Source organism: Methylorubrum sp. GM97 (assembly GCF_024347855.1).
Lineage (GTDB): Bacteria > Pseudomonadota > Alphaproteobacteria > Rhizobiales > Beijerinckiaceae > Methylobacterium > Methylobacterium extorquens.
The window spans coordinates 591,866-618,087 of record NZ_AP025942.1; the positions used below are offsets into that span (position 1 = coordinate 591,866).

General features: G+C 69.0%; 21 protein-coding genes. 15 read left to right on the forward strand and 6 right to left on the reverse strand.

The window, feature by feature from the left end; all coding sequences use genetic code 11:
* Nucleotides 1-128: 128 nt before the first annotated feature.
* Nucleotides 129-1,226, forward strand: coding sequence for an S-methyl-5-thioribose-1-phosphate isomerase (gene mtnA, locus MSPGM_RS02860; protein ID WP_261926148.1), 1,098 nt, complete (start codon nucleotides 129-131; stop codon nucleotides 1,224-1,226).
* Between the two features lie 11 nt (nucleotides 1,227-1,237).
* Here the strand turns inward: mtnA and MSPGM_RS02865 are convergent, their stop codons facing one another.
* The 3 genes from MSPGM_RS02865 to MSPGM_RS02875 form a co-directional block, all read right to left on the reverse strand.
* A complete protein-coding gene (locus MSPGM_RS02865) occupies nucleotides 1,238-1,585 on the reverse strand; it encodes a DUF3140 domain-containing protein (protein ID WP_003600478.1) in 348 nt (115 codons plus the stop codon).
* 65 nt (nucleotides 1,586-1,650) lie between these two features.
* Nucleotides 1,651-3,069, reverse strand: coding sequence for an MATE family efflux transporter (locus MSPGM_RS02870; protein WP_003600479.1), 1,419 nt, complete (start codon nucleotides 3,067-3,069; stop codon nucleotides 1,651-1,653).
* A gap of 24 nt (nucleotides 3,070-3,093) precedes the next feature.
* On the reverse strand, nucleotides 3,094-4,950 hold the full coding sequence (locus MSPGM_RS02875) for an ABC transporter ATP-binding protein (RefSeq protein WP_012752114.1): 1,857 nt from the start codon (nucleotides 4,948-4,950) through the stop codon (nucleotides 3,094-3,096).
* A 140-nt stretch (nucleotides 4,951-5,090) separates the two neighbouring features.
* Between MSPGM_RS02875 and MSPGM_RS02880 the strand changes: the two genes are divergently transcribed.
* The 8 genes from MSPGM_RS02880 (at nucleotide 5,091) to MSPGM_RS02915 (ending at nucleotide 15,790) form a co-directional block, all read left to right on the forward strand.
* Nucleotides 5,091-5,540, forward strand: coding sequence for a tRNA (cytidine(34)-2'-O)-methyltransferase (locus MSPGM_RS02880; protein WP_003600481.1), 450 nt, complete (start codon nucleotides 5,091-5,093; stop codon nucleotides 5,538-5,540).
* A 231-nt stretch (nucleotides 5,541-5,771) separates the two neighbouring features.
* Nucleotides 5,772-7,469: a methyl-accepting chemotaxis protein gene (locus MSPGM_RS02885; RefSeq protein ID WP_003600482.1), complete on the forward strand. Its 1,698-nt coding sequence runs from the start codon at nucleotides 5,772-5,774 to the stop codon at nucleotides 7,467-7,469.
* Between the two features lie 262 nt (nucleotides 7,470-7,731).
* A complete protein-coding gene (locus tag MSPGM_RS02890) occupies nucleotides 7,732-8,871 on the forward strand; it encodes a PspA/IM30 family protein (RefSeq protein WP_012752116.1) in 1,140 nt (379 codons plus the stop codon).
* On the forward strand, nucleotides 8,868-9,536 hold the full coding sequence (locus MSPGM_RS02895) for an OB-fold-containig protein (protein WP_003600484.1): 669 nt from the start codon (nucleotides 8,868-8,870) through the stop codon (nucleotides 9,534-9,536). The genes MSPGM_RS02890 and MSPGM_RS02895 overlap by 4 nt, the downstream gene beginning before the upstream one ends.
* 36 nt (nucleotides 9,537-9,572) lie before the next feature.
* Nucleotides 9,573-11,276, forward strand: a complete 1,704-nt coding sequence (locus MSPGM_RS02900; RefSeq protein WP_003600485.1) for a flotillin family protein — start codon at nucleotides 9,573-9,575, stop codon at nucleotides 11,274-11,276.
* Nucleotides 11,277-11,467: 191 nt separating this feature from the next.
* Nucleotides 11,468-13,654, forward strand: a complete 2,187-nt coding sequence (locus MSPGM_RS02905) for a TonB-dependent siderophore receptor (protein ID WP_003600486.1) — start codon at nucleotides 11,468-11,470, stop codon at nucleotides 13,652-13,654.
* 43 nt (nucleotides 13,655-13,697) lie between these two features.
* Complete coding sequence (hemF, locus tag MSPGM_RS02910; protein ID WP_003600487.1) at nucleotides 13,698-14,621, forward strand: oxygen-dependent coproporphyrinogen oxidase; 924 nt, start codon at nucleotides 13,698-13,700, stop codon at nucleotides 14,619-14,621.
* A gap of 47 nt (nucleotides 14,622-14,668) precedes the next feature.
* On the forward strand, nucleotides 14,669-15,790 hold the full coding sequence (locus MSPGM_RS02915; protein WP_003600490.1) for an ATP-dependent RecD-like DNA helicase: 1,122 nt from the start codon (nucleotides 14,669-14,671) through the stop codon (nucleotides 15,788-15,790).
* Between the two features lie 150 nt (nucleotides 15,791-15,940).
* Here MSPGM_RS02915 and MSPGM_RS02920 read toward each other — a convergent pair whose 3' ends face one another.
* Entirely contained in the window at nucleotides 15,941-17,218 is a 1,278-nt protein-coding gene (locus tag MSPGM_RS02920; RefSeq protein WP_003600492.1) for an aminotransferase class I/II-fold pyridoxal phosphate-dependent enzyme, read from the reverse strand.
* Between the two features lie 384 nt (nucleotides 17,219-17,602).
* Between MSPGM_RS02920 and MSPGM_RS02925 the strand changes: the two genes are divergently transcribed.
* Nucleotides 17,603-18,283, forward strand: coding sequence for a response regulator transcription factor (locus MSPGM_RS02925; protein WP_003600493.1), 681 nt, complete (start codon nucleotides 17,603-17,605; stop codon nucleotides 18,281-18,283).
* A gap of 119 nt (nucleotides 18,284-18,402) precedes the next feature.
* Here the strand turns inward: MSPGM_RS02925 and MSPGM_RS25340 are convergent, their stop codons facing one another.
* Nucleotides 18,403-19,791, reverse strand: a complete 1,389-nt coding sequence (locus tag MSPGM_RS25340) for a flagellin (RefSeq protein WP_003600494.1) — start codon at nucleotides 19,789-19,791, stop codon at nucleotides 18,403-18,405.
* Nucleotides 19,792-20,313: 522 nt separating this feature from the next.
* The gene (locus MSPGM_RS02940) at nucleotides 20,314-20,613 is read right to left on the reverse strand and encodes a PilZ domain-containing protein (protein ID WP_003600495.1); all 300 of its coding nucleotides are present in this window, start codon (nucleotides 20,611-20,613) and stop codon (nucleotides 20,314-20,316) included.
* A 202-nt stretch (nucleotides 20,614-20,815) separates the two neighbouring features.
* Between MSPGM_RS02940 and MSPGM_RS02945 the strand changes: the two genes are divergently transcribed.
* The 5 genes from MSPGM_RS02945 to MSPGM_RS02965 all read left to right on the forward strand — a co-directional run bounded on the left by MSPGM_RS02945 (nucleotide 20,816) and on the right by MSPGM_RS02965 (nucleotide 26,172).
* Nucleotides 20,816-21,385 carry a hypothetical protein gene (locus MSPGM_RS02945; protein ID WP_012752120.1) on the forward strand — a complete coding sequence of 190 codons (570 nt, stop codon included), beginning with the start codon at nucleotides 20,816-20,818 and terminating at the stop codon, nucleotides 21,383-21,385.
* A gap of 172 nt (nucleotides 21,386-21,557) precedes the next feature.
* On the forward strand, nucleotides 21,558-22,811 hold the full coding sequence (locus tag MSPGM_RS02950) for a DUF1217 domain-containing protein (RefSeq protein WP_003606029.1): 1,254 nt from the start codon (nucleotides 21,558-21,560) through the stop codon (nucleotides 22,809-22,811).
* A 5-nt stretch (nucleotides 22,812-22,816) separates the two neighbouring features.
* Nucleotides 22,817-23,545, forward strand: a complete 729-nt coding sequence (gene flgF, locus MSPGM_RS02955; protein ID WP_003606031.1) for a flagellar basal-body rod protein FlgF — start codon at nucleotides 22,817-22,819, stop codon at nucleotides 23,543-23,545.
* Between the two features lie 4 nt (nucleotides 23,546-23,549).
* Nucleotides 23,550-24,878 carry a flagellar protein export ATPase FliI gene (gene fliI / locus MSPGM_RS02960; RefSeq protein WP_261926149.1) on the forward strand — a complete coding sequence of 443 codons (1,329 nt, stop codon included), beginning with the start codon at nucleotides 23,550-23,552 and terminating at the stop codon, nucleotides 24,876-24,878.
* A gap of 82 nt (nucleotides 24,879-24,960) precedes the next feature.
* Nucleotides 24,961-26,172 carry a flagellar hook protein FlgE gene (locus tag MSPGM_RS02965; RefSeq protein WP_003606034.1) on the forward strand — a complete coding sequence of 404 codons (1,212 nt, stop codon included), beginning with the start codon at nucleotides 24,961-24,963 and terminating at the stop codon, nucleotides 26,170-26,172.
* Nucleotides 26,173-26,222 lie beyond the last annotated feature (50 nt).

Genomic DNA, 26,222 nt, shown 5'->3' on the forward strand with positions numbered 1-26,222 from the left:
GACGGCCTCGGACGGCTTGACCGCCCGGGGCCATCCTGGCGACACACTCGCGCGATGAGACATCGTCAGGCATCGCTCCGGACGGCCCTGGCCGCGGCCGAGCCGATGCTCTCACGCGCGAGCACACCATGAAGATCGACGGCCGCCCCTACCGCACCATCTTCCCCGAGGCCGACGGCGATGCCGTCATGGTCATCGACCAGACCCGGCTGCCCTTCGCCTTCGAACTCAAGAGGCTGGCAAGCCTCGACGATGCCGCGGTGGCGATCCGCACCATGGTGGTGCGCGGCGCGCCGTTGATCGGCGTCACCGCCGCCTACGGCATAGCGCTGGCCATGCGGCAGGATGCGAGCGAGGCGGGGATCGAGCGGGCGTCCGCGACGCTCGCCGCAACCCGGCCGACCGCGATCAACCTGCGCTGGGCGCTCGACCGGATGGCCGCCGTGCTGCGCCGCGCCCCGCAATCGGCGCGCGAGGCGCTGGCCTTCACGGAGGCCGCTTCCATCGCCGACGAGGACGTCGCGAGCTGCCGCGCCATCGGCGAGCACGGTGCCAAGATCCTGTCCGAGATCGCCGCGAAGAAGGATGGGCCGGTCAACGTGCTGACCCATTGCAACGCCGGCTGGCTCGCCACGGTTGATTGGGGCACGGCGCTGGCGCCGATCTACGTCGCGCACGATGCCGGCGTGCCGATCCACGTCTTCGTGGACGAGACCCGGCCGCGCAACCAGGGCGCGGCGCTCACCGCCTTCGAGCTCAACGCCCACGGCGTGCCGCACACCGTGATCGCCGACAATGCCGGCGGCCACCTGATGCAGCACGGGCAGGTCGATGTCTGCATCGTCGGCTCGGACCGCACCACGGCGTCGGGCGACGTCTGCAACAAGATCGGCACCTATCTGAAGGCGCTGGCCGCCACCGACAACCGCATCCCGTTCTACGCGGCGCTGCCGTTCTCGACGATCGACTGGACCTTGTCCGACGGGGTGCGCGACATCCCGATCGAGGAGCGCGACGCCCGCGAGGTCACTCATCTCACCGGACGCACCGACGACGGCGCTTTCGCCACCGTCGCCGTGGTCTCACCGGGAAGCCCGGTGGCCAACCCGGCCTTCGACGTGACGCCCGCCCGCCTCGTCACCGGCATCATCACCGAGCGCGGCGTCTGCGACGCCTCCGAGGACGGCTTGGCCGGGCTCTATCCGGAGCGACGCCGGGCCGCCTGACGAACGGACCGTCAGTCCTTCAGCGGATCATGGCCCCAGTTCATCAGCGACAGCCGCCAGGGTGAGTCCTCGGTTTTGGACTTGTCCTCGGGTCCGCCCTGTTTGAGGTGGCGGTTCACGTAGCCCACCACCTTCTTCATGTGAGCGTAGTCATCGTCGCTGAGGTCGGCCTTCTTCTTGTGAAGGATCTCGACGATGCGCCGGCCCTCCTTGTGGCCGGTGGCCTCGCCGCCGTCCTTCTTCTGGCCGACCGACTGGCTCTCGTCGGTCTCCAGAAACTTTTCGAGGGCCGAGGCGGTCATGTTCACCGCACCCTTGAAGTCCTTCCAGATCGTCTCGTGATCGTCTTTCTCGACCATGGCGCCCCTCGTCCTCCCGGTATCGTCGGGGCGAGAACGGGGGCGTTTCGGACGCGGTTCCGGCCTCACGCCGGCTGCGCGCTTGGGACGCGCGGCCGGCCGGCGCTCAGTCGCCGCCAGCGGATCACCAGTGCCACCGAGACCACGAGAAGGCCGGCGCAGAAGCCCGCCCAGATCCCGCGTCCGCCCATACCAGCGCCCCAGGCGAGCGCCGCCCCGAGCGGCACGCCGATGCCCCAGTAGCCGAACAGCGCGATCAGCATCGGCACCTTGGTGTCCTGCAAGCCGCGCAAGGCGCCCAGCGCCACCGACTGCACGCCGTCCGAAATCGCGAACAGCGCCGAGAAGATCAGGAAGCCGGCGGCGACGGGATAGACCTGCGCCGCGCCCGGCGCCTCGGCGTCGAGGAACAGGTTGATCAGCGTGTGCGGAGCGAAGAGCTGCGCCAGCGCGCAGGCCACCATGAAGCCGAAGCCGAGCCAGAGCGCGACGGCGCCCGCGCGGCGCAGACCCGCCCGGTCCGCGGCACCATAGGCGCGGCCGACCCGCACCGTCGCCGCCTGCCCGATGCCGTTGGGCACCATGAAGCAGGTCGCCGCGATCTGCAGCGTGATCGCGTGGGCGGCGAGCGGCAGCGTGCCGAAGGTGCCCATCGCCACCGTGGCTGCCTCGAACAACCCAGCCTCGGCGATGCCCGCCACGCCCATCGGCAGGCCGACCCGCACGACGCGGGCGACGCGCTCGGCATCGAAGCGCCAGAGGCGGGCGAACATGCGGTGGCGGCGCAGGCCCCCATCGAGCCGGATCACCGCGACCAGGGCAGCGATCGCCAGGAACTCGGTGATCACGGTGCCGAGCGCGACGCCGACGATGCCGAGGTCCGGCGGGCCGAAGGCGAAGAAGGCCCCGAGCGCGATGTTGAGCGGAAGCGCGGCAAGGCTCACAGCAAGCGGCGGCCCCGGGCGCTGGAGCGCGGCGAGCGCGCCCTTCAGCACCATGAAGGCGAGGGCCGGGAACATCCACCATTGCAGCACCCGCATGTAGGCGCCGGCCTCGCGGGCGACGGCCGGCTCCTGGTGGAGCGCGAGCAGCAGCCCTTCCGTGAACCAGAGCCCCGGCATCAGCGCGAGCGTCACGAGGAACCCGACCCACAGGCCCGCCCGGACCGTGCGCCGCACCTCGTCCGCCCCCGCGCCCGCCGCCCGCCCGACGGCCTCCGCGACGAGGGGTGCCACCGAGGAGGTGAGGCCGATGCCGCCGATGAACAGCAGCAGGTAGAGGCTGGTGGCCAGCGCGCCCGCGGCGATGGGCTCGGCGCCGAGCCGACCGAGTAGCACCGCGTTCGAGGCGACCAGACCGTGCTGGGCGAGATTGATGAGGACGAGCGGCGCCGACAGCTTCAGCGTCGCGCGCAGCTCGTCGAGCCAGGGCGAAGCCGGCGGCCGCCCGAGGGCGCCGGCCGCGAGGCTCGGTGAAGACGTCACGTTTTCGCAGCTCCGTTGGTTTGCTCAGGAGGCCGGAGCCGGCGCCCGATCCCCCAGGAAGCCGCCGGACTGGCGCCGCCACAGGTCGGCGTAGAGCCCGCCCCGGCGGATCAGTTCGGCGTGGGTGCCCTCCTCGACGATCCGGCCGCTGTCGATCACGATCAGCCGGTCGAGCGCGGCGATGGTCGAGAGCCGGTGGGCGATGGCCAGCACAGTCTTGTCGCTCATCAGCGTGTCGAGCGCCTCCTGGATCGCCGCCTCGACCTGGCTGTCGAGGGCACTCGTCGCCTCGTCGAGGATCAGGATCGGCGCGTCCTTCAGAATGACGCGGGCAATCGCGATGCGCTGACGCTGCCCGCCCGAAAGCTTCACCCCGCGCTCGCCGACATGGGCGTCGTAGCCGCGCCGACCCTTGTGGTCCACGAGGTCGAGGATGAAGTCGTGGGCATGCGCCAGCCGCGCCGCCTGCTCGATCTCGGCGTCGGTGGCATCCGGGCGACCGTAGCCGATGTTGTCGCGGATCGAGCGGTGCAGCAGCGAGGTGTCCTGGCTGACCATGGCGATGGCTTGGCGCAGGGAATCCTGCGTCACCCCGGCGATGTCCTGCCCATCGATCAGGATGCGACCGCCCTCGACGTCGTGCAGGCGCAGCAGCAGCGCGGTGATGGTGCTCTTGCCTGCGCCGCTGACGCCGACGAGCCCGACCTTCTCGCCGGGGCGGATCTGGAAGGACAGGTCCTCGATGATGCTGGCATCGCCCCGCCCGTAGTGGAAATCGACGTTCTCGAAGCGGATCTCGCCGCCGGTGACCTGCAACGTCTTCGCATCGGGCGCATCGGTGAGGCCGTGCGGACGGGCGATGGTCTGCATGCTCTCCTGGATCACGCCAACATTCTCGAACACGCCGCGCACGGTCTGCATCACCCAGCCCGACATCGCCATCAGCCGCAGGATCAGCGCGAGACCGGCCGAGGCTTCGCCGGTCGTCAGCGCACCGCGCTGCCACAGCGCGAAACAGACGGCGGCGGTAGCGAACAGGAGCAGGCTGTTGAGCCCCGCTAGCAGGCTCGTCGTCAGCGTGGTGAGCCGGAACTGGTGGAGATAGGCCCGCGTGTGGGTATCGACCGCATCGCGCACGGTGGCGCGCTCCTCGCGGTCGCGGGCAAACAGCTTGACGGTGAGGATGTTGGTGTAGCTGTCGACCACCCGGCCGATCAGGGTCGAGCGGGTCTCGGCGGTGAGGTGCGAGCGCTTGCGGGCGCGCGGCACGAACCACGCCGTCAGCCCGGCATAGGCCACCACCCAGAGCACGACGGGAAGCGCCAGCCAGCCGGATATCGAGGAGAACAGCCCAATTGCGGTGACCGCGTAGATCGCCACGTAGAGCAGCGTGTCGATGAACACGACGGCGAGTTCGCGCACCGCCGGCCCGACCTGCACCGTGCGGTTGGCGAGCCGCCCGGCGAAATCCGCCTGGAAGTACGAGAGCGAGTGCCCCAGCGTGTAGAGGTGGGTGCGCCAGCGGATCTGGTTGGTCGATTGCGGCACGATGAGCTGGTTCGAGGCCAGTTCGTGCAGGAAGGCCGCCAGCGGGCGCACCACGAGGAGCAGCAGCGCGGCGAGCGTCAGCGGCACGGCGTTGTCGCTCAGCACGGTGGTGCGGTCGGCCGCGTTCATCAGGTCGATGAACCAGCGCATGAGCAGGTAGAGCGACGCCTCGATGCCGCCTGCGACCACGGCAATGACGAACAGGGCCAGCAGCGCGAAGCGGATCGGCCGCAGATAGAACCCTGCGAAACCGAGCACCGTCTTCGGCGGCACGCGCCGGTCGTCGAAGGGCGCGAACGGATCGATGCGGCGCTCGAGCCAATCGAGGAACATGTTTTTGTGAGACCAAGTGAGGAATGAGAGGCTGAGGTAAGCCTCCTTGACGCCGGGCCAACCCTGCGCCCATGCCGCAGGCAAAACCCTGCCCTGCCTTGCCCTAACTCGCCTCGCCCCTTCGCAATCCCTCCCCGCCGATGCTGCGCCTCGCCCTCTACCAGCCCGACATCCCGCAGAACACGGGCACGATGCTGCGCATGGCTGCCTGCCTCGGGATCGCCGTGGAGATCATCGAGCCCGCGGGTTTCGACGTGTCCGACCGGCACCTGCGCCGCTCGGGGCTCGACTATCTCGACCACGTCGCGATCACCCGGCACCGTTCCTGGGAGGCCTTCGAGGCGTGGCGGCGCGAGACCGGGATCCGCCTCGTGCTCGCCACCACCACCGGCTCGGTACCCTACACGCAGCACGCGTTCCGCGACGGCGACTGCCTGCTGATGGGCCGCGAATCCGCCGGCGTGCCGGAAGCGGTTCACGCGGCGGCCGATGCCCGCGTGGTGGTGCCGATCCGGCCGGGCCTGCGCTCGCTCAACGTCGCGGTCTGCGCCGCGATGATGCTGGGCGAGGCGATCCGGCAAGTGGGATGAAGGGCAGGTGATCAGGTGGGGTCGAGCGCGTCCGCGGCACCCACTGATGGCCGCTGACGCCAAGGGGCCCGGCTGCGTTCGGAGCGGATGGGCAGAGCCTTCCTCGGAGCCGCACGGCTTCGTTGAACCCCCTGCGACAAGGGCTCATCCTATTGCAAATGTTAACTCAGATTTCACGAGGCACGTTGCTGAATAAGTTTTAGGCGTTCTGCCGAATTTTAGGATAGTTCAATGAACATTTTCAGCAACGCGAAGTTATTAGTTAAAATTGCGTTACCATTCGCATTGACTGTAATGATCAGCGCCGGCCTGATCGCCTACGCCCGCGACGTGATGCGCGGCCTTTCGGAACAGACCGCCCGGATCGTCGACGTCCAGGCCGTGCGCCTCGATGCGCTGTTGCATATGCGGGGCGGCATCACCGAGGCCGCGGTGATGGACCGCAACATGTTGCTCGAGAGCGATCCGCAGAACAAGGCTCGCTTCCGGACGCGCCAGCAGGCCGGCATGACCGAGGCACGGGAGGGCGCCGACCGGCTTCTCGCCTTGGCCGACACGCCCGAACGGCGGGTCGCCAACGAGGCCGTGCGGCGCGATATCGAGAGCTTCTTCGCGACGCTCGATCGCGTCTACGACCTCGGCCTGCGTCAGCAGGGGGACGAGGCGTTCCGGATCGCGCGGGATGTCGGCATCCCGGCGCGGCTCAAGCTGAACGAATGGATGCAGAGCCGCTCCACGCTGCTGGCCAGCGAGCTTGCCGCGGCGAAGGTGAAGGCGACGGAGGACGCCGATCGCGGCACCTCCATGCTCATCAGCTTCGCGGTCGTGGGCCTGCTGGGAGCGATGGCGCTGGCCGGTTCGATCGTCGTGCTGTCGGTCACCCGCCCGCTCGGAAGCCTGGTGGGCGTCCTCCAGCAGATGGCGCGCGGCGAGATCGAGGCCGAGATCAAGGAGGCCGCCCGCGGCGACGAGATCGGTGCGGTCGGCCGGGCCGTCGAGGGCATCAAGGCCATGGTGGCCCGCAAGGCGGCCGAGGAGGCCGAGGTGCGTCGGCGCGCGGACGAAGCCGCAGCGGCCGAGCGCAAGCGCACGATGGTCGAACTGGCCGACGGCTTCGAGGCGGCGGTCGGCGGCATCGTCGGCATGGTGTCCGCCTCGGCGACCGAGCTGCAGGCCACCGCGCAGCAGATGACCGCAACCGCCACCGAGACGGCCTCGCAGTCCACGACCGTCGCCGCGGCGGCCGAGGAAGCCGCCTCCAATGTCGGCACGGTCGCGGCCGCCGCCGAGGAGCTGGGGGTTTCCGTCCAGGAAATCGGTCGTCAGGTGCAGGGCTCGTCCGGGTTGGCCCAGGCCGCCGTGGGCGAGGCCGACCAGACCACCCACTTGGTTCAGGCGCTGCGGACGACCTCGGCCCGGATCGGCGACATGGTCGGGCTGATCTCCAACATCGCCTCCCAGACCAACCTGCTCGCGCTGAACGCCACGATCGAGGCGGCGCGGGCGGGTGAAGCCGGTCGCGGCTTCGCGGTCGTGGCCACGGAGGTCAAGGAACTCGCCAGCCAGACCGCGCGCGCCACCGAGGAGATCTCGGGTCAGATCGGCGAGATCCAGGGCGTCACGGATCAGGCCGTCGCGGCAATCGGTGTGATTACGAGCCGGATCCGCGAAATCAACAACGTCGCGGCCGGGATCGCCGCAGCGGTCGAGCAGCAAGGCGCCGCCACGCAGGAGATCGTGCGCAACGTGGCGCAGGCCTCCAGCGGCACCGCCGAGGTGACGCGCAACATCTCCGGGGTCGCCCAGGCTTCGGAGGAGACCGGCATCGCCGCGAGCCAGGTGCTCACCTCGTCCGCCGAGCTGTCGCGACAATCCGAACACCTGTCGGCGGAGGTGCAGCGCTTCCTCGCGACCGTCCGGGCCGCCTGACCCACGCACCACGGCGCGACCGAGAGACCTCGCCCCAGCGGGCGGGGTCTTTTTTATTGCCGTCCGATCCGCCGACCGGCGAATCGCAGAGGCACGTCGCACGGCCGTCGCGTGACGGCTCAATGACCGCAGCGCGACGCCAACCCGCCGGGTTGGGATCGATGTGCCTCAGCACACTCATCACGGGAAATAACGCTCGAATGTTACATCCTAAGCGTGTGCGACGCTTGAAGACACCAAAACGGTGTTTTAGCTTCGATTCGTGACCCGTTCAGGAACTCTTCCCTCTCGCCTCACCTACCGGCTCCTTCCCGAGCCGGACGATCTTGCGGCGGTGTTCGCCCTGCTCGCGGCCTATCGGCGGATGCTCGTTCTGCTCGAAGAGATCCGCCGCGAGCAGGGCCTGCGCGCCAACGTCGTCGCCCTGATCGAGCACGGCTACCAGCGGGTGCGCGACGAGACCGGATTGCCCGCGCGGCTCGTTACGCTCGGCATCCGCGACTTCGCCCAGCGCGCCGCCGGGTTCGACCCCGAGACGGTCACGTCGATGCCGCTCGACGACAAGCTGTTCAGCGTGAAGGGCGCCTCGGAGATCGCGCTGACCACGATGAACGGCCGGCGCACGATGCCCTACCGCGTCGAGGGCTACGACGGCCCCTGGCGCGAACTCTCCAGCGCCCGCCTCACCATCGCGGGCGACGCGCTCACCATCCAGGTGGGCGTCTCCGTCACCGCACCGCAGGAGGAGACCCGCATGACTGAGAACATCCTGACCCGTGTCGGCCGGATCATCGGCGGCCTTTCCAACGCCGCTCTCGAAGCGGTGGAGGATCGCAACGGCCTCGCGGTGGCCGAGCAAGCGCTGCGCGAGATCGACGCCGTCATCCACGAGGCGCGGCTCGACCTCGGCAAAATCAAGGCCGAGGAGCACCGTCTCTCCGCCCGCCGCGGCCAGCTCGACGGCGAGTTGCGGGCGCTGCCCGAGAAACTGTCGCTGGCGCTCTCGAACGGGCGCGAGGACTTGGCGCGGGCCGGCATCGCGCGGCAGCTCGACTTGGAGAGCCAGATCGAGGCGATCGATTCGAGCCTTGCCGACGTCGCCGAGCGGCACGGGGCGGCGACAAAAGCGATGCAGGCGGCCACCGCCGCCCGGCGCGACGCCGAGCACCGTATCGCGCTCCTGCGCAAGCCCCCGGCCAAGGCGGCCGATCCGCTCGACGGCTACGGAAGCGAGGAGGCGACGCGCACCCGCCAGCTCGAACAGTCGCTGCGGGCGATCGACCGGGTGACCGGCACCGCCTCTTCGGTCGCCGACCCCTCGGTCGAGGAACTCGACCGGCTGCACCGCGACGATACCATCGAGCGCCGGCTCGCGGCGCTCAAGCAGGGCCGGCCCTCATGACTTCGCTGGTGGGCCCCCTCGCCGGCCCCGCCCTGTTCCCCTTCACCCTGGCGGCGGTGGTGATGGCCGGCCTCGTCGCGGTGGAGGCTCTGTCCCTCCTCCTCGGGCAGTCCCTCTCGGGGCTGGTGGACGGTGCTCTCGGTCACGAGGCGGGAAGCGGCGGCGACCTGACGAGCGCGGCGGATGCAGACGCCGCCTTCTCGCCCGCCGCGGTGATGTCGTGGATCAATCTCGGCCGGGTGCCCTTCCTGATCCTGCTGATCCTGGCACTCGCCGTCTTCGCCCTCGTGGGCTTCGTGGTGCAGGGCCTCGCCGCAGCCGTCATCGCGCCCCTGCCCGCCCTCCTGGCGGTTCCGGTCGCCGGGGCGGCGACGCTGCCGGCCCTGCGGGTCTCGACCAAGGCCATCGCCCGGCTGATCCCGCGGGACGAGAGCTACGTCGTGAGCGCCGATGACCTGATCGGCGCGACGGCGGAGGTCACCCTCGGACCGCTCGACCAAGGCCTTCCGGGCCAAGTCCGGGCACTGGACCGCCACGGCAACACCCACTTCCTGCGCACCCGCGCCGCGCCCGGAGCCCCGGCCATGGAAGCCGGCGCCCGCGTCCTGATCGTGGACCGGGCCGACGCCGTCTACGTCGCGGTGCCCGCCGCGCCGGATCTCTGATCGCTTCTTCTCTCCCCACCGAAAGGGTCGCTCACGATGGATTTGATCAGCCCCGGCATCGTCAACCTGCTGGTGATCGCCGGCATCATCGTCGTCGCGTTGCTCGGCATCGGCTTCGTGTTCAGCCGGCTCTACCGGCGCACGACGCGGGACACCGCCTTCGTCCGCACGGGTCTCGGCGGGCGCAAGGTCGTTGTCGATGGCGGCGCGGTGCTGCTGCCGGTGTTCCACTCCATCGCCATGGTGAACCTCAACACTCTGCGGCTCGAAGTGAAGCGCTCCGGCAACGAGTCCCTGATCACCAAGGACCGTCTGCGGGCCGACATCACCGTCGAGTTCTACGTCCGCGTCGAGCCCAAGGAGGAGTCGATCGCGCTCGCCGCCCAGACGCTGGGTGACCGAACCAACGACGCGATGCTGCTGCGCGAGCTGATCGAGGCGAAGTTCGTCGATGCCCTGCGCTCGGTCGCCGCCGGAATGACCCTGCCCGACCTGCAGGAGAAGCGCGCCGCTTTCGTGAAGGGGGTGCAGGAGGCGGTCTCGGGCGATCTGCGCCATAACGGCCTCGAACTCGAATCCGCCTCGCTGACCCGCCTCGATCAGACCTCGATCGAGCATTTCAACCCCGACAACTCGTTCGACGCGGAAGGCCTCGCGCGGTTGAAGGAGATCACCGAGCAGCGCCGCAAGGAGCGCAACGCCACCGAGCGCGACGCCGAGGTCGCGGTGGCCGAGAAGGACCGCGAGACCGCGCTCAAGCAGCTCGAGATCAAGCGCACCACCCGCGAGGCGGAACTCGCCCAGGAGCGCGACATCGCCAACAAGACCGCCGAGACCCGGGCCGAGACCGCCCAGGCCGAGCAGCGCGCTCAGCAGAGCGAGGAGACCGCGCGGATCGAGCGCGAGCAGGTGGTGCGGCTGCGCGAGGCCGAGGCGCGCAAGAACTCGGAGGGCGCGCGGATCGAGGCGGATCTGGCCATCGCCCAGCGCAACGCGGAGGCCGAGCGCGAGCGTCAGCTCATCCTTCAGGACAACGCCATCAAGATCGCCGAGCGCTCCGAGAAGGAGTCGCAGGCCCGTGCCGCCGCCAAGGCGGCGGAGGCGCTCGCCGTCGCCGCGGAGGAGCGGGTCGCCACGGCCAAAGCCAAGGAGATCGCCGAGCGGGAGCGCGAGGTCACCGTCATCGCCGCCAAGCAGGAGGCCGAGCGGGAGGCGACCGGCGTCACCGTGACGGCGGAGGCCGAGCGGCGCGCCGCCGAGGACCGGGCCAACGCCATCATCACCCTGGCCGAGGCCGAGGCGACCGCCGCCTCGCGAGCGGAGGCCATCGCCAAGCTCGGACAGGCCGAGGCGGAGCGCGAGCGGGTGATGAACGAGGCCCGCAACGCGCTGTCGGCGGAGGCCCGCGCCTTCGAGACCGGCCTCAAGCGCCTCGGCATCATCCCGGATGCCCTGCGCGAGAGCATGCGGGCGGTGGAGAAAATCGACTCGATCCGCATCTTCGATGCGGGCGGGATGATGGGCGGCGGCAACGGCGCCGGCGGAGTCTCGGCCAATTTCGGCGACAGCCTCTCGGGCCACCTGCTGCGCTACCAGTACAACAGCCCGATCCTCGGCGCGATTTTGAACGAGGCGGGCTTCGCCGAGGGCAAGGGCAGCCTCGATACCTTGGTCGGCGGGCTGCGGAACGGCACGGCCGTCGAGCCGGCCGCCAACGGGCATGCCGCCGCAGCCGAGTGACCGAAAAGAAACAGCGAAGCAGGAATGTGCACAGGCATGATCTCCCCGAAGCTCACGCCTGATGCTTGAAGCTAAACCCGGATCACCTTGAAGACTTGAATCGTTCTATTTCCAGAAACGTAACCTGTGTTGCGAAGCTCAGCGCCTCGTTCTAGCTGCCTCATCAGCGAATAACGAAACTGGGCTCCTGGATGTCGTCTGCGTTGCGTGATCGACTGCGTTACGGACTTGCCGCTTTTCTCGCCGGCACGGCCGCCCTCGGTTCCTCCGGCGCGGCGTGGGCGCAGGAGGCGGTGACGCTGGAAACGCTGAGCGTCGAGGGTTCGGGCCGGGGCGGCAGCGGCCCCGGCGGAGCCGGCACCGAGAGCGCCTTCGGTCCGGTCCCCGGCTACGTCGCGCAGCGCAGCGCCACCGGCACCAAGACGGACACCGCGTTGAAGGAGACGCCGCAATCGATCTCGGTCGTCGGCGAGCAGCAGGTCCGTGAGCAGGCGGCCACCAGCGTGCAGGAAGCCCTGCGCTACACCGCGGGCGTCGCCGCGGAAGCCTATGGCCCCAGCACCCGCGGCGACTATCCGCGCATCCGCGGCTCGGACGCGGCGATCTTCCTCGACGGTCTGCGCCTGAAGGACCCCGACGTCTTCAACGAGCCCCGGCCCGATCCCTACACCCTGTCGCGCTTCGAAGTGCTGCGCGGCCCGGCCTCAACCCTCTACGGGTCGAGCCCCGTCGGCGGGTTGATCAACCTCGTCTCGAAGCGCCCGCTCGACGTGCCCTACACCGAGGCCGGGGTGCGGTTCGGCAATTACGGCTGGAAGGAAGCCTTCACGGATTCGACCGGGCGCCTGACCGAGGACGGTCAGTTCCTCTACCGCTTCGTCGGCGTCGGGCGGCTCGCCGACGCGCAGACCGATTTCGTCGCCAACGACCGCTACGTCATCAACCCCTCGGTGACGTGGCGCCCCTCCGCCGACACGACCTGGACCCTGATCGGCCTGCACCAGAAGGACGCGTTCGGCGCCTCCGACGCCTTCCTGCCGCGCGAGGGCTCGCTCTATGCCGGCCCCAACGGCCTCATCCCGCTGAACCGCTTCACCGGCGACCCGAACTTCAACCGCTACGAGACCGAGACGAGTTCGATCACCAGCCTGTTCGAGCACCGCTTCGACGACAGCCTGATCCTGCGGCAGAACCTGCGCTACAGCCACATCGACGGCACGTATCAATCGGCCTACGGCAACGTCTACACGCTGACGCCAAGCGCGGATCTGCCGAACGCGCCCTTCCTCGACCCGGCCCGCCGGACGGTCGATCGGTTCACCTACCGGGTCAGCTCGATCAAGGACCGGATCACCACGGATACCAACCTTCAGGGGCGCTTCGACACCGGGCCGATCTCGCATACGGTTCTCGGCGGCGTCGATTTCCGCCAGCAATGGGACAGCACCCGCACCGGCTTCGGTACCGATGCCCGCCCGTTCGACCTCTACGCGCCGGTCTATGTCGGCGTGACCCCGCCGGATCTCGGCGTGCCGACCGCGCTCTCGCAGAGCCAGACCGGCCTCTACCTGCAGGATCAGATCAAGTTCGGTCAGTGGATCGTGCTCGCCACGATGCGGCACGATTGGGTGAACAGCGCCACACGCGGCGCCGAGAGCGTCGCCGGCGAGGCCACCACCGGCCGCATCGGCCTGATGTACGCCTTCGAGAACGGGCTGACCCCTTACGTCTCCTACGCGACCTCGTTCACCCCGATCTTCGGCGCTAATGTCTGCGCGGGCGGGGCCTGCCGGCCGATCGAGGGCGAGCAGATCGAGGGCGGCTTCAAGTACAACCCGACCCCGTGGTTCGCGGTCAACGCAGCGATCTACGACACGGTGGAGCGCAACCGGCTCACCCCCGATCCGAGCGGGCTGCCGATCTCGATCCAGACCGGGAAGGTCAAGATCCAGGGCGGCGACATCGAGGCGATCGCGACGATCAACAACGACACCAACATCATCGCGAGCTACGCCTATACCGATGCCCGCTACGCGGCCGGCGACAATGCCGGGGCGCGGGTCGAGACGCAGCCGCTGCACCTCGCCTCGCTCTGGGTGACGCACCGCTTCACCCTGGCCGAGGTGCCCGGCTCCTTCCTCGTCGGCGGCGGCGTGCGCCATATCGGCGAATCCTTCGATGGCTCGCTCAACAGCTTCAACACCCCGGCCGTGACGCTCGCCGACGCGCTGGTCGGTTGGGAGGACGCGCATTGGCGCGCGCAGCTCAACGTCTCCAACATCGCCGACACGCGGTATCTCTCGACCTGCCTCGCCCGTGGCGATTGCTTCGTCGGCACGCGGCGCACGATCCTCGGCAGCCTGACCTACAAGTTCTGAGCCCGAATTGACGGATCGCGCCCCGGGTGGGAAAGCCTCTCGCATGAGCGACGCGACGGCTTCTCCCCTCCCCTCACCCGACGACCTCGCCGCGCTGAAGAGCGAGGCGGGGGCGTGGTTTTCCACCCTGCGCGACCGGATCGTCGCCGCGCTGGAGACGCTGGAGGCGGAGGCGACGGGCCCCTTCCATCCCGATGCCCCGAAAGAGGCGGGGACATTCGAGAAGACCCCGTGGCAGCGTACCGACCATAGCGGCGCGCCGGGTGGCGGCGGCGTCATGGCGATGCTGAAGGGCCGCGTGTTCGAGAAGGCCGGCGTCCACATCTCGACCGTCCACGGCGAGTTCGCGCCGGAATTCCGGGCGCAGATGCCGGGCGCGGCCGAAGATCCGCGCTTCTTCGCCACCGGCATCTCGCTGATCGTCCACCCCTGGAACCCGAACGTTCCGACGGTGCACATGAACACCCGCTTCGTCGTGACGACGAAGACGTGGTTCGGCGGCGGGGCCGACCTCACCCCCGTGCTCGACCGGCGCCGCACGCAGGAAGACCCGGACACGCAGTTCTTCCACGCCTGCCTGCGCGAAGCCTGCGAGAAACACGCGCCGGCCGCCGACTACGAGAAGTACAAGGCTTGGTGCGACGAGTATTTCCACCTCAAGCACCGCAACGAACCCCGCGGCATCGGCGGCATCTTCTACGACTATCACTGGACCGGCGATCCGCAGGCGGATCTGGCCTATACCCGCGATGTCGGCGGGGCCTTCCTGAAGGCCTATCCGGAGATCGTCCGGCGCAACCTCGCGCAGGCCTGGACCGAGGCCGACCGGGAGGAGCAGCAGGTGCGGCGCGGGCGCTACGTGGAGTTCAACCTGCTCTACGACCGCGGCACGATCTTCGGCCTGAAGACCGGCGGCAACGTCGCCTCGATCCTGTCCTCGCTGCCGCCGACCGTGCGCTGGCCCTGACCGGAAGACGGTCCACAATTCGGCCGACTCCTTTATGACGTGACGCCATGGCCGAGTCCTCACTTCCCACCCGCTTCGCCCCGCAACAGGACGAGGCGCTCAAAGCCATCGCCCGCTGGCGCAAGGAGGGCGGCTCGCAGGTCTTCCGCCTGTTCGGCTATGCCGGCACCGGCAAGACCACGCTCGCCCGCCGCATCGCCGACGACATCGACGGCCCGGTCGTCTACGGCGCCTTCACCGGCAAGGCGGCCTCGGTCATGCGCCAGAAGGGCTGCGACGACGCGGCGACGATTCACTCGCTGATCTACCGCACCAAGGAGGGCGACGAGGGTGGCCCGACCTTCAGCCTCAACCGCTCCGGCCCGGCGGCCAAAGCCGACCTCATCGTCATCGACGAGTGCTCGATGGTCGATTCCGATCTCGGCCACGACCTCCTGTCCTTCGACAAGCCGGTGCTGGTGCTGGGCGATCCCGCCCAGTTACCGCCCGTGCGCGGTGGCGGCTTCTTCACCGAGGCCGAGCCCGACGTGATGCTCACAGACGTCCACCGGCAGGCCGCCGACGACCCGATCGTGCGCATGGCGATGACGATCCGCGAGGGCGGGCGGCTCGAAGTCGGCGAGTACGGCCAGAGCCGGGTGGTGCGCCGCCGCGACATCGATCCGGCCCAGGTGCTGGATTGCGATCAGGTCTTGGTCGGCCTCAACCGGACGCGGCGCCTCTACAACAACCGCCTGCGGGAACTCGCCGGGCACACCGACCCGATGCCGTCGGTGGGTGAGAAACTGGTCTGCCTGCGCAACGACCGCACCAAGGGCCTGCTCAACGGCTCGACCTGGACGGTGCAGGCTCTGCGCGCGCCGCCCCGCCCCGACACGGTCCGCCTCGACGTGGTGCCCGAGGACGACCCGGCGGCGCGCCGCCGCGCCGTGGACATCAAGGTGCTGCGGCAGGTGATCGAGGGCTCGGAGGAGGAGATCCCGCTTTTCCTGCGCCGCGAGACCGACGAGTTCACCTACGGCTACGCGCTCACGGTCCACAAGGCGCAGGGCTCGCAATGGGACAAGGTGGTCCTGTTCGACGAATCCTACGCGTTTCGCGAGCACCGCGCCCGCTGGCTCTACACCGGCCTGACCCGCGCGGCGCAGGCGATCACCGTGGTGGTGTAGCGCCGATCCCAAGCGCTCTCCCGGCCTGAGTGCATCCCCTCGCCCTGCTTGCGGGGAGAGGGGACGAAGTCAGCTCCGATTTATCCGATGCACCACGTGCGGAGATGAGGAGCGCCATTCTCCGCATGACCTGCGGAGAACGGCTCGCCCTTACCCAGCTGCCCGCGCTTCCACCGTCGCCAGCAGCGTGCAAAGCGCCACCGCCTCGGCCGCCTTGCGCACGGCGTCGAGATCCGGAAAGGTCGGCGCGATGCGCAGCGTCCGGTCGTGCGGGTCCTTGCCGTAGGGGTGGGTCGCACCGGCGGGGGTGAGCGCGATGCCCGCCTCACCCGCGAGTTGAACGACCCGCGAGGCGGTGCCGTCGGCGACATCGAGCGTGATGAAGTAGCCGCCGAGCGGCCGGCTCCACTGCGCGACCTCCCAACCGTCGAGGCGGGCGGCGAACGCGGCTTCCACGGCGGCGAATTTCGGGGCGATCAAGGCGCGGTGCCGCTCCATATGGGCGGCGATCCCGGCGGCGTCGCGCAGGAAGCGGACATGGCGCAGCTGGTTGAGCTTGTCCGGTCCGATGCTGCGGCGCCCGGCCTGGGCCAGATACCATTTCACGTTCGCGGGCGAGGCGGCCAGCATCGCGAGGCCCGCACCGGCCAGCGTCACCTTCGAGGTCGAGGCGAACACGATCGGCCGGTCCGGGTTTCCGGCCTCGGCACAGGCCTCCAGGATGTTGACCAGCGCGGGCCGCGCCTCGGTGAGGTGATGCACCGCGTAGGCGTTGTCCCACAGGATGCGGAAATCGGGCGCCGCCGCTTTCAGCGAGGCGAGCCGCCGGACGGTCTCCTCGGAATAGGTCTCGCCGCTCGGGTTCGAGTATTGCGGCACGCACCAGATGCCCTTCACCGAAGGGTCGGCGGCCTCGCGTTCGACCGCCGCCATGTCCGGCCCCTTCCCCGTCATCGGGATCGGGATCATGCGGATGCCGAAGCCCTCGCACAGGGCGAAGTGGCGGTCATAGCCCGGGACGGGGCAGAGGATCGTGATCGGCTCCTGCTTCGACCACGGCCCCGTGCCGCCTGGCACGCCCTTCAGCAGCGCGTAGACGAGCACGTCGTGCATCAGCGCGAGGCTCGAATTGTTGGCGATCACGATCTGCTCCGGCGCCGCGCCAAGCACCGGCGCGAACAGCGCGCGGGTCTCGGGCAGACCCTGGAGGTTGCCGTAATTGCGGGCGTCGGTGCCGTCCTCGGCGGTGGTGTCCCGGTTGCCGGGCAGCGCCAGCATCTCGGCGGCGAGGTCGAGCTGATCGGAGGCAGGCTTGCCGCGGGTCATATCGAGCTTGAGGCCTTGCGCTTTCAGGGCTTCGTACTCGCCGCGCAGGCTGGAGCGCAGCTCCGACAGGGCTTCAGGCGACAGGGTGGACAGCGACGGCATGGGATTCCTCGTGGCGGTGCCGAGGCCGCGTTCGAACCCGCGGCGGAGCCGGGGTCAAGGCCATCCCGCCGGAAAGGCGTGGGCGAGCGCCGGGTCGCCCATTCCCACTGTGGCGCATCTGTCACGTTTGCAGGTGCGAAATGAGCAAACTCCTAACGCGGGATGAACCGCGAGCTTGGCCTTAACGCACTGTTAACCATTCCAACCAAAAAGCTAAATCCGTCAAATGATGGAGGAAGCGGCAACCAGGAGCGTCCCGCAAAAGCGCTCCCGAACCGCGGTCCAAAAGCATTCGACAGCCCTCAACAATTCAATCGGCCATGGCGGCGCGCGAGTGACACTCGTGTCTGACGCAATGACCGTGCACATCTTCGAGCACAGACGATGTACATCGTTGTCGACGAGCGGCAGAGCGTGACCGACCACTACGTCGCCGGGTTCGGCGCGGAGGGCGTGGAGGCGCAAGGGTTGGCCATCGGGTCCATGAGGGATTGGCTCGACGCCGCGCCGCGGATCGACGTCGAGGCGATCGACGGCTTCCTGATCGGGGATTGCGCCGACCGCGCCTCCTGCACCGTGGCGATCCGTTCGCTCAGCCGGGCGCCGATCATCGCCCTCAACGAGACCCGCTCCCTGGAGCAGACCCTGGCGCTGTTCACCGTCGGCATCGACGACGTGGTGCGCAAGCCCGTCCATGTCCGCGAGATCATCGCCCGCGCCACCGCGATCCGTCGCCGGACCGGCCGCGGCGTCGAGCCGGTGCCGGCCCCCGACCGGGCGGGCCGCCTCAAGGTCTATACCGACGGCCGCGACCCGGAGACCGACGGCGCTTGCCTGGTCCTGCCCCGGCGCGAGCGCCACATCCTCGAATATCTCTCGAAGAACCGCGGCCGGCAGGTGACCAAGGGCCAGATCTTCACGGCGGTCTACGGCGACCTCGACACCAGCGTCGAGGAGAGCGTGGTGGAGGGCCATATCAGCAAGCTGCGCAAGAAGCTGCGGATGCGCCTCGGCTACGACCCGATCGAGGCCAAGCGGATGGCGGGCTACACCTTCGTCGGCTGAAGAATCCGCATACGATCCCTCCACCATCCCTCAATAAAAAAGGCCGCGCTCGGTGAGAGCGCGGCCTTTTCGTATTCCGGCAAGTGCCCCAGCCGCGCGAGCGGCTGGGGTGTCTTGGCTTAGCGGAACAGCGACAGCACGTTCTGGCTGCCCGAGTTGGCGATCGAGAGCGCCTGCACAGCGAGCTGCTGCTGCGTCTGGAGCGCCTTCAGCTTGGTCGACTCTTCCTCGATGTCGGCGTCGACCAGGGTACCGATGGTGCGGTTGTTGGCCTTCATCAGAGTGTCGACGAAGCTCGACTGGCCGTCGATCTGGGTTTTGCTCGCACCGAGCTTGGTGCCGGCATCGGTGACCTTGGCGATCGCCTTGTCCACGGCCGTGATGATCGCGGAGAGGTCAGCGTCGCCGTTGGTCCCGACGAGGGTGGAGATATCGAAGTCGGCGATCGAGTAGGCGCCGCCGGCGGTGTAGGAGCCCGCCTGGCTGTCGAGGATGCCCCGGCCGGACGTCGTCGTCGCATCCGCGCCCTTGGCCACCACACCGGCCTTGACGCCTGAACCGAAGCCGATGTCCACCGTGTTGGTGGTCACGCTGTCGACCGCGACGGTGTTGCCTGCGCCGGTATCGACACGCGTGAAGGTCAGCCGGCCCGTCGAGTCGAGCGAGGCCGTCACCTCGCCCTTGAGCGCCGTGCTTGCGATCTGGTTGTTGAGGGCATCGATCAGCTCGCTCGTGGTCACCTTCGCGGTGTCCTTCACGGCGGCGGTCAAGGCCGCCTTGTTGAGCGTGATCGCGACGCCGGCCGTCGCGGTCTCGGTCTTGATCAGGAGATCGATAGTCTGAGCGCCCGAGAAGTCCGCCGTGCCCTTGACGGCGGCGGCGCCGGCGGGCCGGAAGGCCGCCATCGAGGTCAGCGACTGGGTCGCGAACACCTGCGCGGATGTCGCCGGGACGTCGACGCTGGTGCTGCTGTTGGCGTCATAGAGCTTGATGTTCGAAACATTGACGGTCACGTAGGAGAAATTGACCGTGCCGCTGGAGTCGCGGGAGAAGCCGGCGACGACGTTGCGGTCCTTGAGGTAGCTCGCATCCGCCGAGTTCACCGAGAGCCAGTTCTGGCCGCTCGACACGGACGAGGCGGCGGTGGACGACATCTTGTTCTGGATCGCATCGATCTCGGTCTGCACCTTGGCGCGGTCAACGCCGGGCTGCATCGCAGTCTGCAGCTTGGCGCGCATGTTCTGGAGATCGGTCAGGATTGAGTTGAGGCCATTATAGGCCGTGTCGACCGCCGAGGAACCGAGCCCAAGCGAGTCCTTTACGGCTGAGAGTGAGGCGTTGTCGGTCCGCACCGCCGTGGCGATGGACCAGTAGGCGGCGTTGTCGGAGGCACTGGAGACGCGCTGGCCGGTCGAGACCCGGTTGCTGGTCATATCGAGTTGCTGATTAATGCCCTTGAGCGTCGTCAGCGCCGTCATGGCGGCAGTGTTGGTAAGCAGGCTGGTCACGGATCAGACTTCCGGCAAAAGAGGGGGGACGGTTCTTAGGACCGGACTCGCACCGGTGCGGCCGCACGGCCCTATCGAGAGGGCCGCGGCAAGCCCCTGAGGGCTCGTTTCGCCGCGCATCACACCTCCGGACTCGCACCGGATCAACGGACCGACATCATGTCCATGAACCCGTTGGAGGGTTCACCCGCTGGCCTCTTCTCGAAGGCCGCTCCGCATCGTTGCGGAAGGCGCCTTTCGATGGACCGACAATGGCGGTCGCGCGTTACGAAGCGATTAAGCGAGCCTGCCCCGCATCGTCCCGACCCCTCCTCTCCACAGGCCGGCCGCGCTTCTGTGGAGAAGCCGCTCAGACATCGTCCTGCTGATCGGATCCGGGACGATGCGGGGCAAGCTCTTGCCGTTGCATCGTCTTTTTCCAAGAGCTGCACCCGACCCGGCGACATCGGGCCCGCGTCTCCCGGTCTTCGTTTTTCCGCGCATTCGTTGGACGAACCGGTGACCACTTCGCCGGGCGGCGCTCTAAACGACCGGCTCGCCCTCGAAGACAACACCCGCGAAGTCTCCGCGGCGCCAGCACAGCCGGGCGGTCATCGTGCGCAGGTCATGCGCGGCGATCACGAGGGAAAACGTCTCCGGCAGGACATGCTCGGGGGCGACGCGGATCTTGGCGCCCCGCAGCGAGAGGTCACGCACGGTGCAGGCGATCAGGCGTTCGGGGCCGAGGACGATGCGGCCCTGCTGGACGACGCGGTGACGCTTGCCCGCCCGTTCGACGGGCGCTGCGGATTCCGGCGAAACACTTTCCCGCGGATCGGCCATGCTCGCTCCCCGGCGCCCTCCCCGTCGGCTTAACGGCCGCCCGCGGCGCTGTCGATGAGATGGGACGCCCCTTCGCGCGGCATCGTTAACCGGATGTCAAGCATATTTGTAGACGGATCATGAAGGATGACGCTTTCGCCCCCGGAGCACGCGCTGCGAAGACGGTTCGCGCGGCGCGCCGGGATCACCTGTCGAGACCTCCATGACGTCCGATTCCGCACGGCGATCGTCCCTCGGCACCGCCTCACGCGCCGCGAACCTGCCGGCGCGGCCGGTAGCGGGCAGCATCGCCGCCCGCCGTGCCCGCGAGGCGGCCGGCGAACGCACGGTGCTGGCCGGCCTCGTCCTGCTTGCCCTCACCGCCAGCGGGTTCGCCGGCTACGCCATCGCGACCGGAACGCATGAATATGCGGTGCAGGCTGTGCTGCCCGCCGGCACCGCGCCCTTCACCTGGAAGAAGACCGTGGCGCAGGGGCGCCTGGCCGACCCCGATTTCGATCCCGTCACCACCGGCTCGCTGCCCGACCGGCCCGTGGCAGCCGCCGCCGGCCTTCAAGGCCCGGCGGAGTCGCCGGTCCTGCCGCCCGCGGGCGCCTACGCCCTGCGCGGGGTCACTGACGGCATCGCGACCTTGGAGAATCAGGAGGGACAGCGCACCGCCGCGCTCGGCAGCGTTCTGCCCGGTGCGGGCCGGGTCCTGTCGATCCGCCGGACCGGCGCGGGCTGGGTCGTGATCACCACCGAGACGATCATCGGCCCGGTGGCGCCGTGACGCGACCGGCCGGAGGCGGGCAAGCCTGGGACAAGGGAGCCGCCCTAAGCATCGGCCCGAAAGGTCGTCACCGGCTTTCGGACAAAGACGATGCAAACAAAGCATCGGATCCTGCTCGCGCCGCCGAGCCGTCGGTTGCCTCCCTCCCGCGCTCACACTCAGGCGCCCGCCCGTGACCGACACCCTCACCAGCTACCGGCTGATCGCCAAGGATCTCCCCGCCTCCCTCTCTCGGAAGGCGGCCGAGCCGACGGTGGCCCGAGAGATCGCCTATTACGAGGCCCATATCGGCCAGGTGAAATCGGTCGACGACCTGCTCGGCGACCAGCGCCTCTACGCCTATGCCATGAAGGCCTACGGCCTGGAGGATATGACCTACGCCAAGGCGTTCATGCGCAAGGTGCTGGAGGAAGGCGCTGCCAGCGCGGCGAGCTTCGCCAACCGCCTTGCGGACGACCGCTACACCGCCTTTGCCAAGGCGTTCAGCTTCGGCCAGGGCGTCACCGCTACGGGCGCCGACCCCGCGCGCTTCGGTGAGCAGGCCCGCGCCGCCTCGCTCAGCGCGCCGAAGCTCCTGGCCGACTCCTACGATTTCAGCGGCCGGGCCGAGGCGAGCTTCCTGGTGGAGTCCCGGCTCGACGCCACGACGACGCAATCGGTCACGATCCGGCTCAACGCGCAAACCCTGGCCGGTCAGGTGGCAAATCCCGCGAAGGTGACGCCCGCGGAGATCGCCGCAGCGGTGGCGGCACAGATCGAGGCATCCGCCCTCAAGGGCAAGGTCCAGGCGGGTCTTGCCGCCGACGGGAGCCTGTTCTTCGAGACCACCGCACTGACCGATCTCGGCGCCGACGGCGCCTACGGCGGCACGGGCCGGGACGCCGACACGCTGGTGAACGCGGGCGGGCCGAACCGCACCCTGACGATCCGGAATGCCCCGCTCTCCGCCAATCGGACCGCCGTCGATGTCGGCTTCGGCACGGATCTGGGTCCCGACTCGATGGCGCAGGCCGTCACCCAAGCCTATCTGCGCCAGTCGCTGGAGAGCGAGGCGGGCGACGCCGATACGGGCGTGCGCCTCGCGCTCTACTTCGCCCGCAAGGCATCATCGATCGCGAGCGCCTACGACATCCTCGGCGATGCCGCACTGAGCCAAGTGGCCAACACCGTGATCGGCCTGCCGGCGACGAGCGGCGCGGCCACGAGCGAGGCCCTGGCCAAGCGGGCCCAATTGATCGACAGAAAGATCGACATCGCGAGCTTCCGCGACCCAGCCAAGCTCGACGCCTTCGTGCGGCGCTTCGCGGCGATCTGGGACGCGCAGAACAACACCGCTAGCGCACCCATCCTCGCTCTGTTCACCGGCACGGGCAGCCTCGACGCCGAGACGCTCCAGAGCGTGCAGTCGGCGCGGATCGGAGCTTAAGGGCCATGCAGAGCAGCCTCTACGTCGCCCTGTCGAGCCAGATCGCTCTCGAAAAGCGCCTGACCACGACCGCCAACAACGTCGCCAACATGGCGACGGTGGGCTTCCGGGCGGAGGAAGTCAGCTTCTCGGAACTGCTCGCCCGCTCGAACCGCGGCGAGGTCGCCTTCGTCGGTCCGGGCAAGACCACCATCTCGCGCGCCGCCGGCCCGACGACGAAGACCGATTCCGCCCTCGATGTCGCCGTCCAGGGCGACGCGTGGCTCGGCGTGAAGGGACCGAAGGGCGACACGCTCTATACCCGCGACGGGCGCCTGACGATGGACGCCAACGGGCAGCTGCGCACGGTGGGCGGGATGCCGGTGGTCGATCCCGGCGGCGGCCCGCTGCTGCTCGATCCCCAGGCCGGTCCGCCGGTCATCGGGCGGGATGGCAGCATCCACCAGGGCGTGAACCAAGTCGGCGCGCTCGGCGTGTTCAGCATCGACCCGAAGGCGACGCTGACGCGCTCGGGCGAGAATGCCGTCGCCGCGAGCCTGCCCGGCCGGCCGGTGCAGGACTTCACCCGCATCGGCCTCGTGCAAGGCTATGTCGAGGGCGCCAACGTCAACCCGATCATGGAGATGACCCGGCTCATCGCGATCCAGCGCGCCTTCGAGAGCGCGGCGACGATGACCTCGGAGGCCGACACCACCCTCACCGGCGCCGTCAAGACGCTGGGACCGCAGGGCTGATGCGATGACCCTCAACGCGATCGAGCGCCTGGAACGGGCGATGGAGGCCGGGCGCCGCGACCTGCCGCTGGTGCGGTTCGCCGGCCCCGTGCGCGAGGTGACCGCCAGCGCGGCACGGGTTGCGGGCGTGTCCGCCTTCGTGCGGCTCGGCGACCGCATGGGTTTTTCCGCCGACGGCCGCACGCAGGTCGGCGAGGTCGTCCGCATCGATGCGGCCGGCGCAACGGTGAAGCCGTTCGAGAGCCGGATCGAGGCCGGCATCGGCAGCCTCGCCCACCGCATCGGCCCGGCGCAGCTGCGCCCGGACCCGCGCTGGAAGGGCCGGGTGATCGACGCGCTCGGCCGCCCCGTCGATGGGCTCGGCCCCCTGGCCGAGGGGCCCGCCAGCGTTCCGCTGGATGCCGACCCGCCCGCCGCGATGACCCGCGCCCGGGTGAAGACGCCGCTGCCCACGGGGGTGCGGGCGATCGACCTGTTCACGCCGCTCTGCGCCGGACAGCGCATCGGCATCTTCGCCGGCTCCGGCGTCGGCAAATCGACCCTGCTGGCGATGCTGGCCGGTGCCCAGGGCTTCGACAGCGTCGTGGTCGCGCTGGTGGGCGAGCGCGGACGCGAGGTGCGCGAGTTCCTCGAAGGCCCCATCGCCGCCGCCCGCGACCGCGCCGTGATCGTGGTCTCCACCGGCGACGAAAGCCCGATGATGCGCCGCCAAGCGCCGAAGGTGGCGCTGGCCGTGGCCGAGTCCTTCCGCGACCGCGGCGAGTCGGTGCTGCTCATCGTCGATTCCGTGACCCGCTACGCCCACGCCGCCCGCGACGTGGCGCTCGCCGCAGGCGAGCCGGCGGTGGCGCGCGGCTATCCGCCGAGCGTCTTTTCGGACTTGCCGCGACTCCTGGAGCGCGCCGGCCCCGGCGCGGAGGGCACCGGCACGATCACCGGCATCTTCTCGGTGCTGGTCGATGGCGACGACCATAACGACCCGGTCGCCGATTCGATCCGCGGCACCCTGGACGGCCACGTGGTGCTCGACCGCGCCATCGCCGAGCAGGGCCGCTACCCGGCGATCGAGCTGCTCGGCTCGATCTCGCGCCTGGCGGGCGAGGTCTGGACCGGCGACCAGCGCGAGTTGGTGCGCAAGCTCAAGAGCATGATGGCCCGCTTCGAGGAGACACGGGATCTGCGGCTGATGGGCGGCTACCGCGCCGGCAGCGATCCCGACCTCGACCAGGCCGTCAGCCTCGTGCCGCGGATCTACGAGGCCCTGCGCCAGGAGCCGGGCCAGCCGCCGAGCCGCGACGCCTTCCTCGAACTCGCCCAATCCCTGCGGGGATGATTGTGCCCCGCAAAACCTTCAGCCCCGCGCAAGCGACACCGTGTCCAGTGCGCCAGAATTCGAAAGTCAACGAGGTGTCCGCATGAGTCTCATCGGCGTGCTCCGCACGGGCGTCTCCGGAATGAACGCTCAGTCCAACCGCATCTCGACGGTGGCCGAGAACATTCAGAACGCCAGTACCACCGGCTACAAGCGCACTTCGGCCGAGTTCTCGTCGCTGTTGCTCGATTCGGGCGATGTCGGAAACTACAACTCGGGTGCGGTCGAGACCACGCTGCGCCGTTCGGTGAGCGAGGGCGGTCCCATCGCCTCGACCAATTCCGACAAGGATCTCGCGATCCAGGGCAACGGCTTCTTCGTGGTGAGCGATGCCGCCGGCGCGCCCTTCATGACGCGGGCCGGCAACTTCGTGGTCGACGGCAAGACCGGCAACCTCGTCAATGCCGGCGGCTTCACCCTGATGGGCTACAGCCTCGCGAACGGCACCCCGAACCCGGTCCTCAACGGCGTGGCCGACCTCAAGCCGGTCAATGTCAGCGTGATGGGCCAGGAGGCACGGCCCTCCACCGCCGCCACGGTCAGCGGCAACCTCTCCTTCGAGACGCCGGTCTACGATCCGACGGCGACGGGTGCCATCGGCTACTCGAAGAAGAACTCGCTCAAGGTCTACGACAATGTCGGCCGGCCGGTGACGCTCGACGTCCAGATGACCAAGACCGCCGCCAATACGTGGTCTGTCGAATTCTTCGACCCGGCGGCCCCGACCACGCCGGTCGGCACCACCAGCGTGACCTTCGACGGCAACGGTAAGGTCAACGGCGGCGGCTCGGCTCTCGTGGCCGTGCCGAACGGCCGTAGCATCACCGTCGATCTGGGCGGCCTGACCCAGCTCTCCGGCGACCACAACCTCTCCGGCACCGCCAACGGCTCGTCGCCCACCTCCGTGAGCGGAACCGCCTTCGGCGAGGACGGCACCGTCTACGCGGTCTATACCGACGGCACCCGCAAGGCCGCGTTCAAGGTGCCGCTGGCGGATGTGGCGAGCCCCGACAACCTCGCGCCGCGGGCCGGCAACGTCTTCACCACGAGCGCCGAATCCGGCGACATCCAGGTCGGCTTCGCCGGCCAGGGCGGGCGCGGCATCCTGAAGGCCGGCGCGCTCGAACAGTCCAACGTCGATGTCAGCACCGAACTGACCACGATGATCGAGTCGCAGACGGTCTACACTGCAAATTCCAAGGTGTTCATGACCGGCAACGAGCTGCTCGAAACCCTGATGAACCTGAAGCGCTAACGCGAACCGTCCTCGCATCCGGGGGCGCCGGCCCGACACCGGCGTCCCCG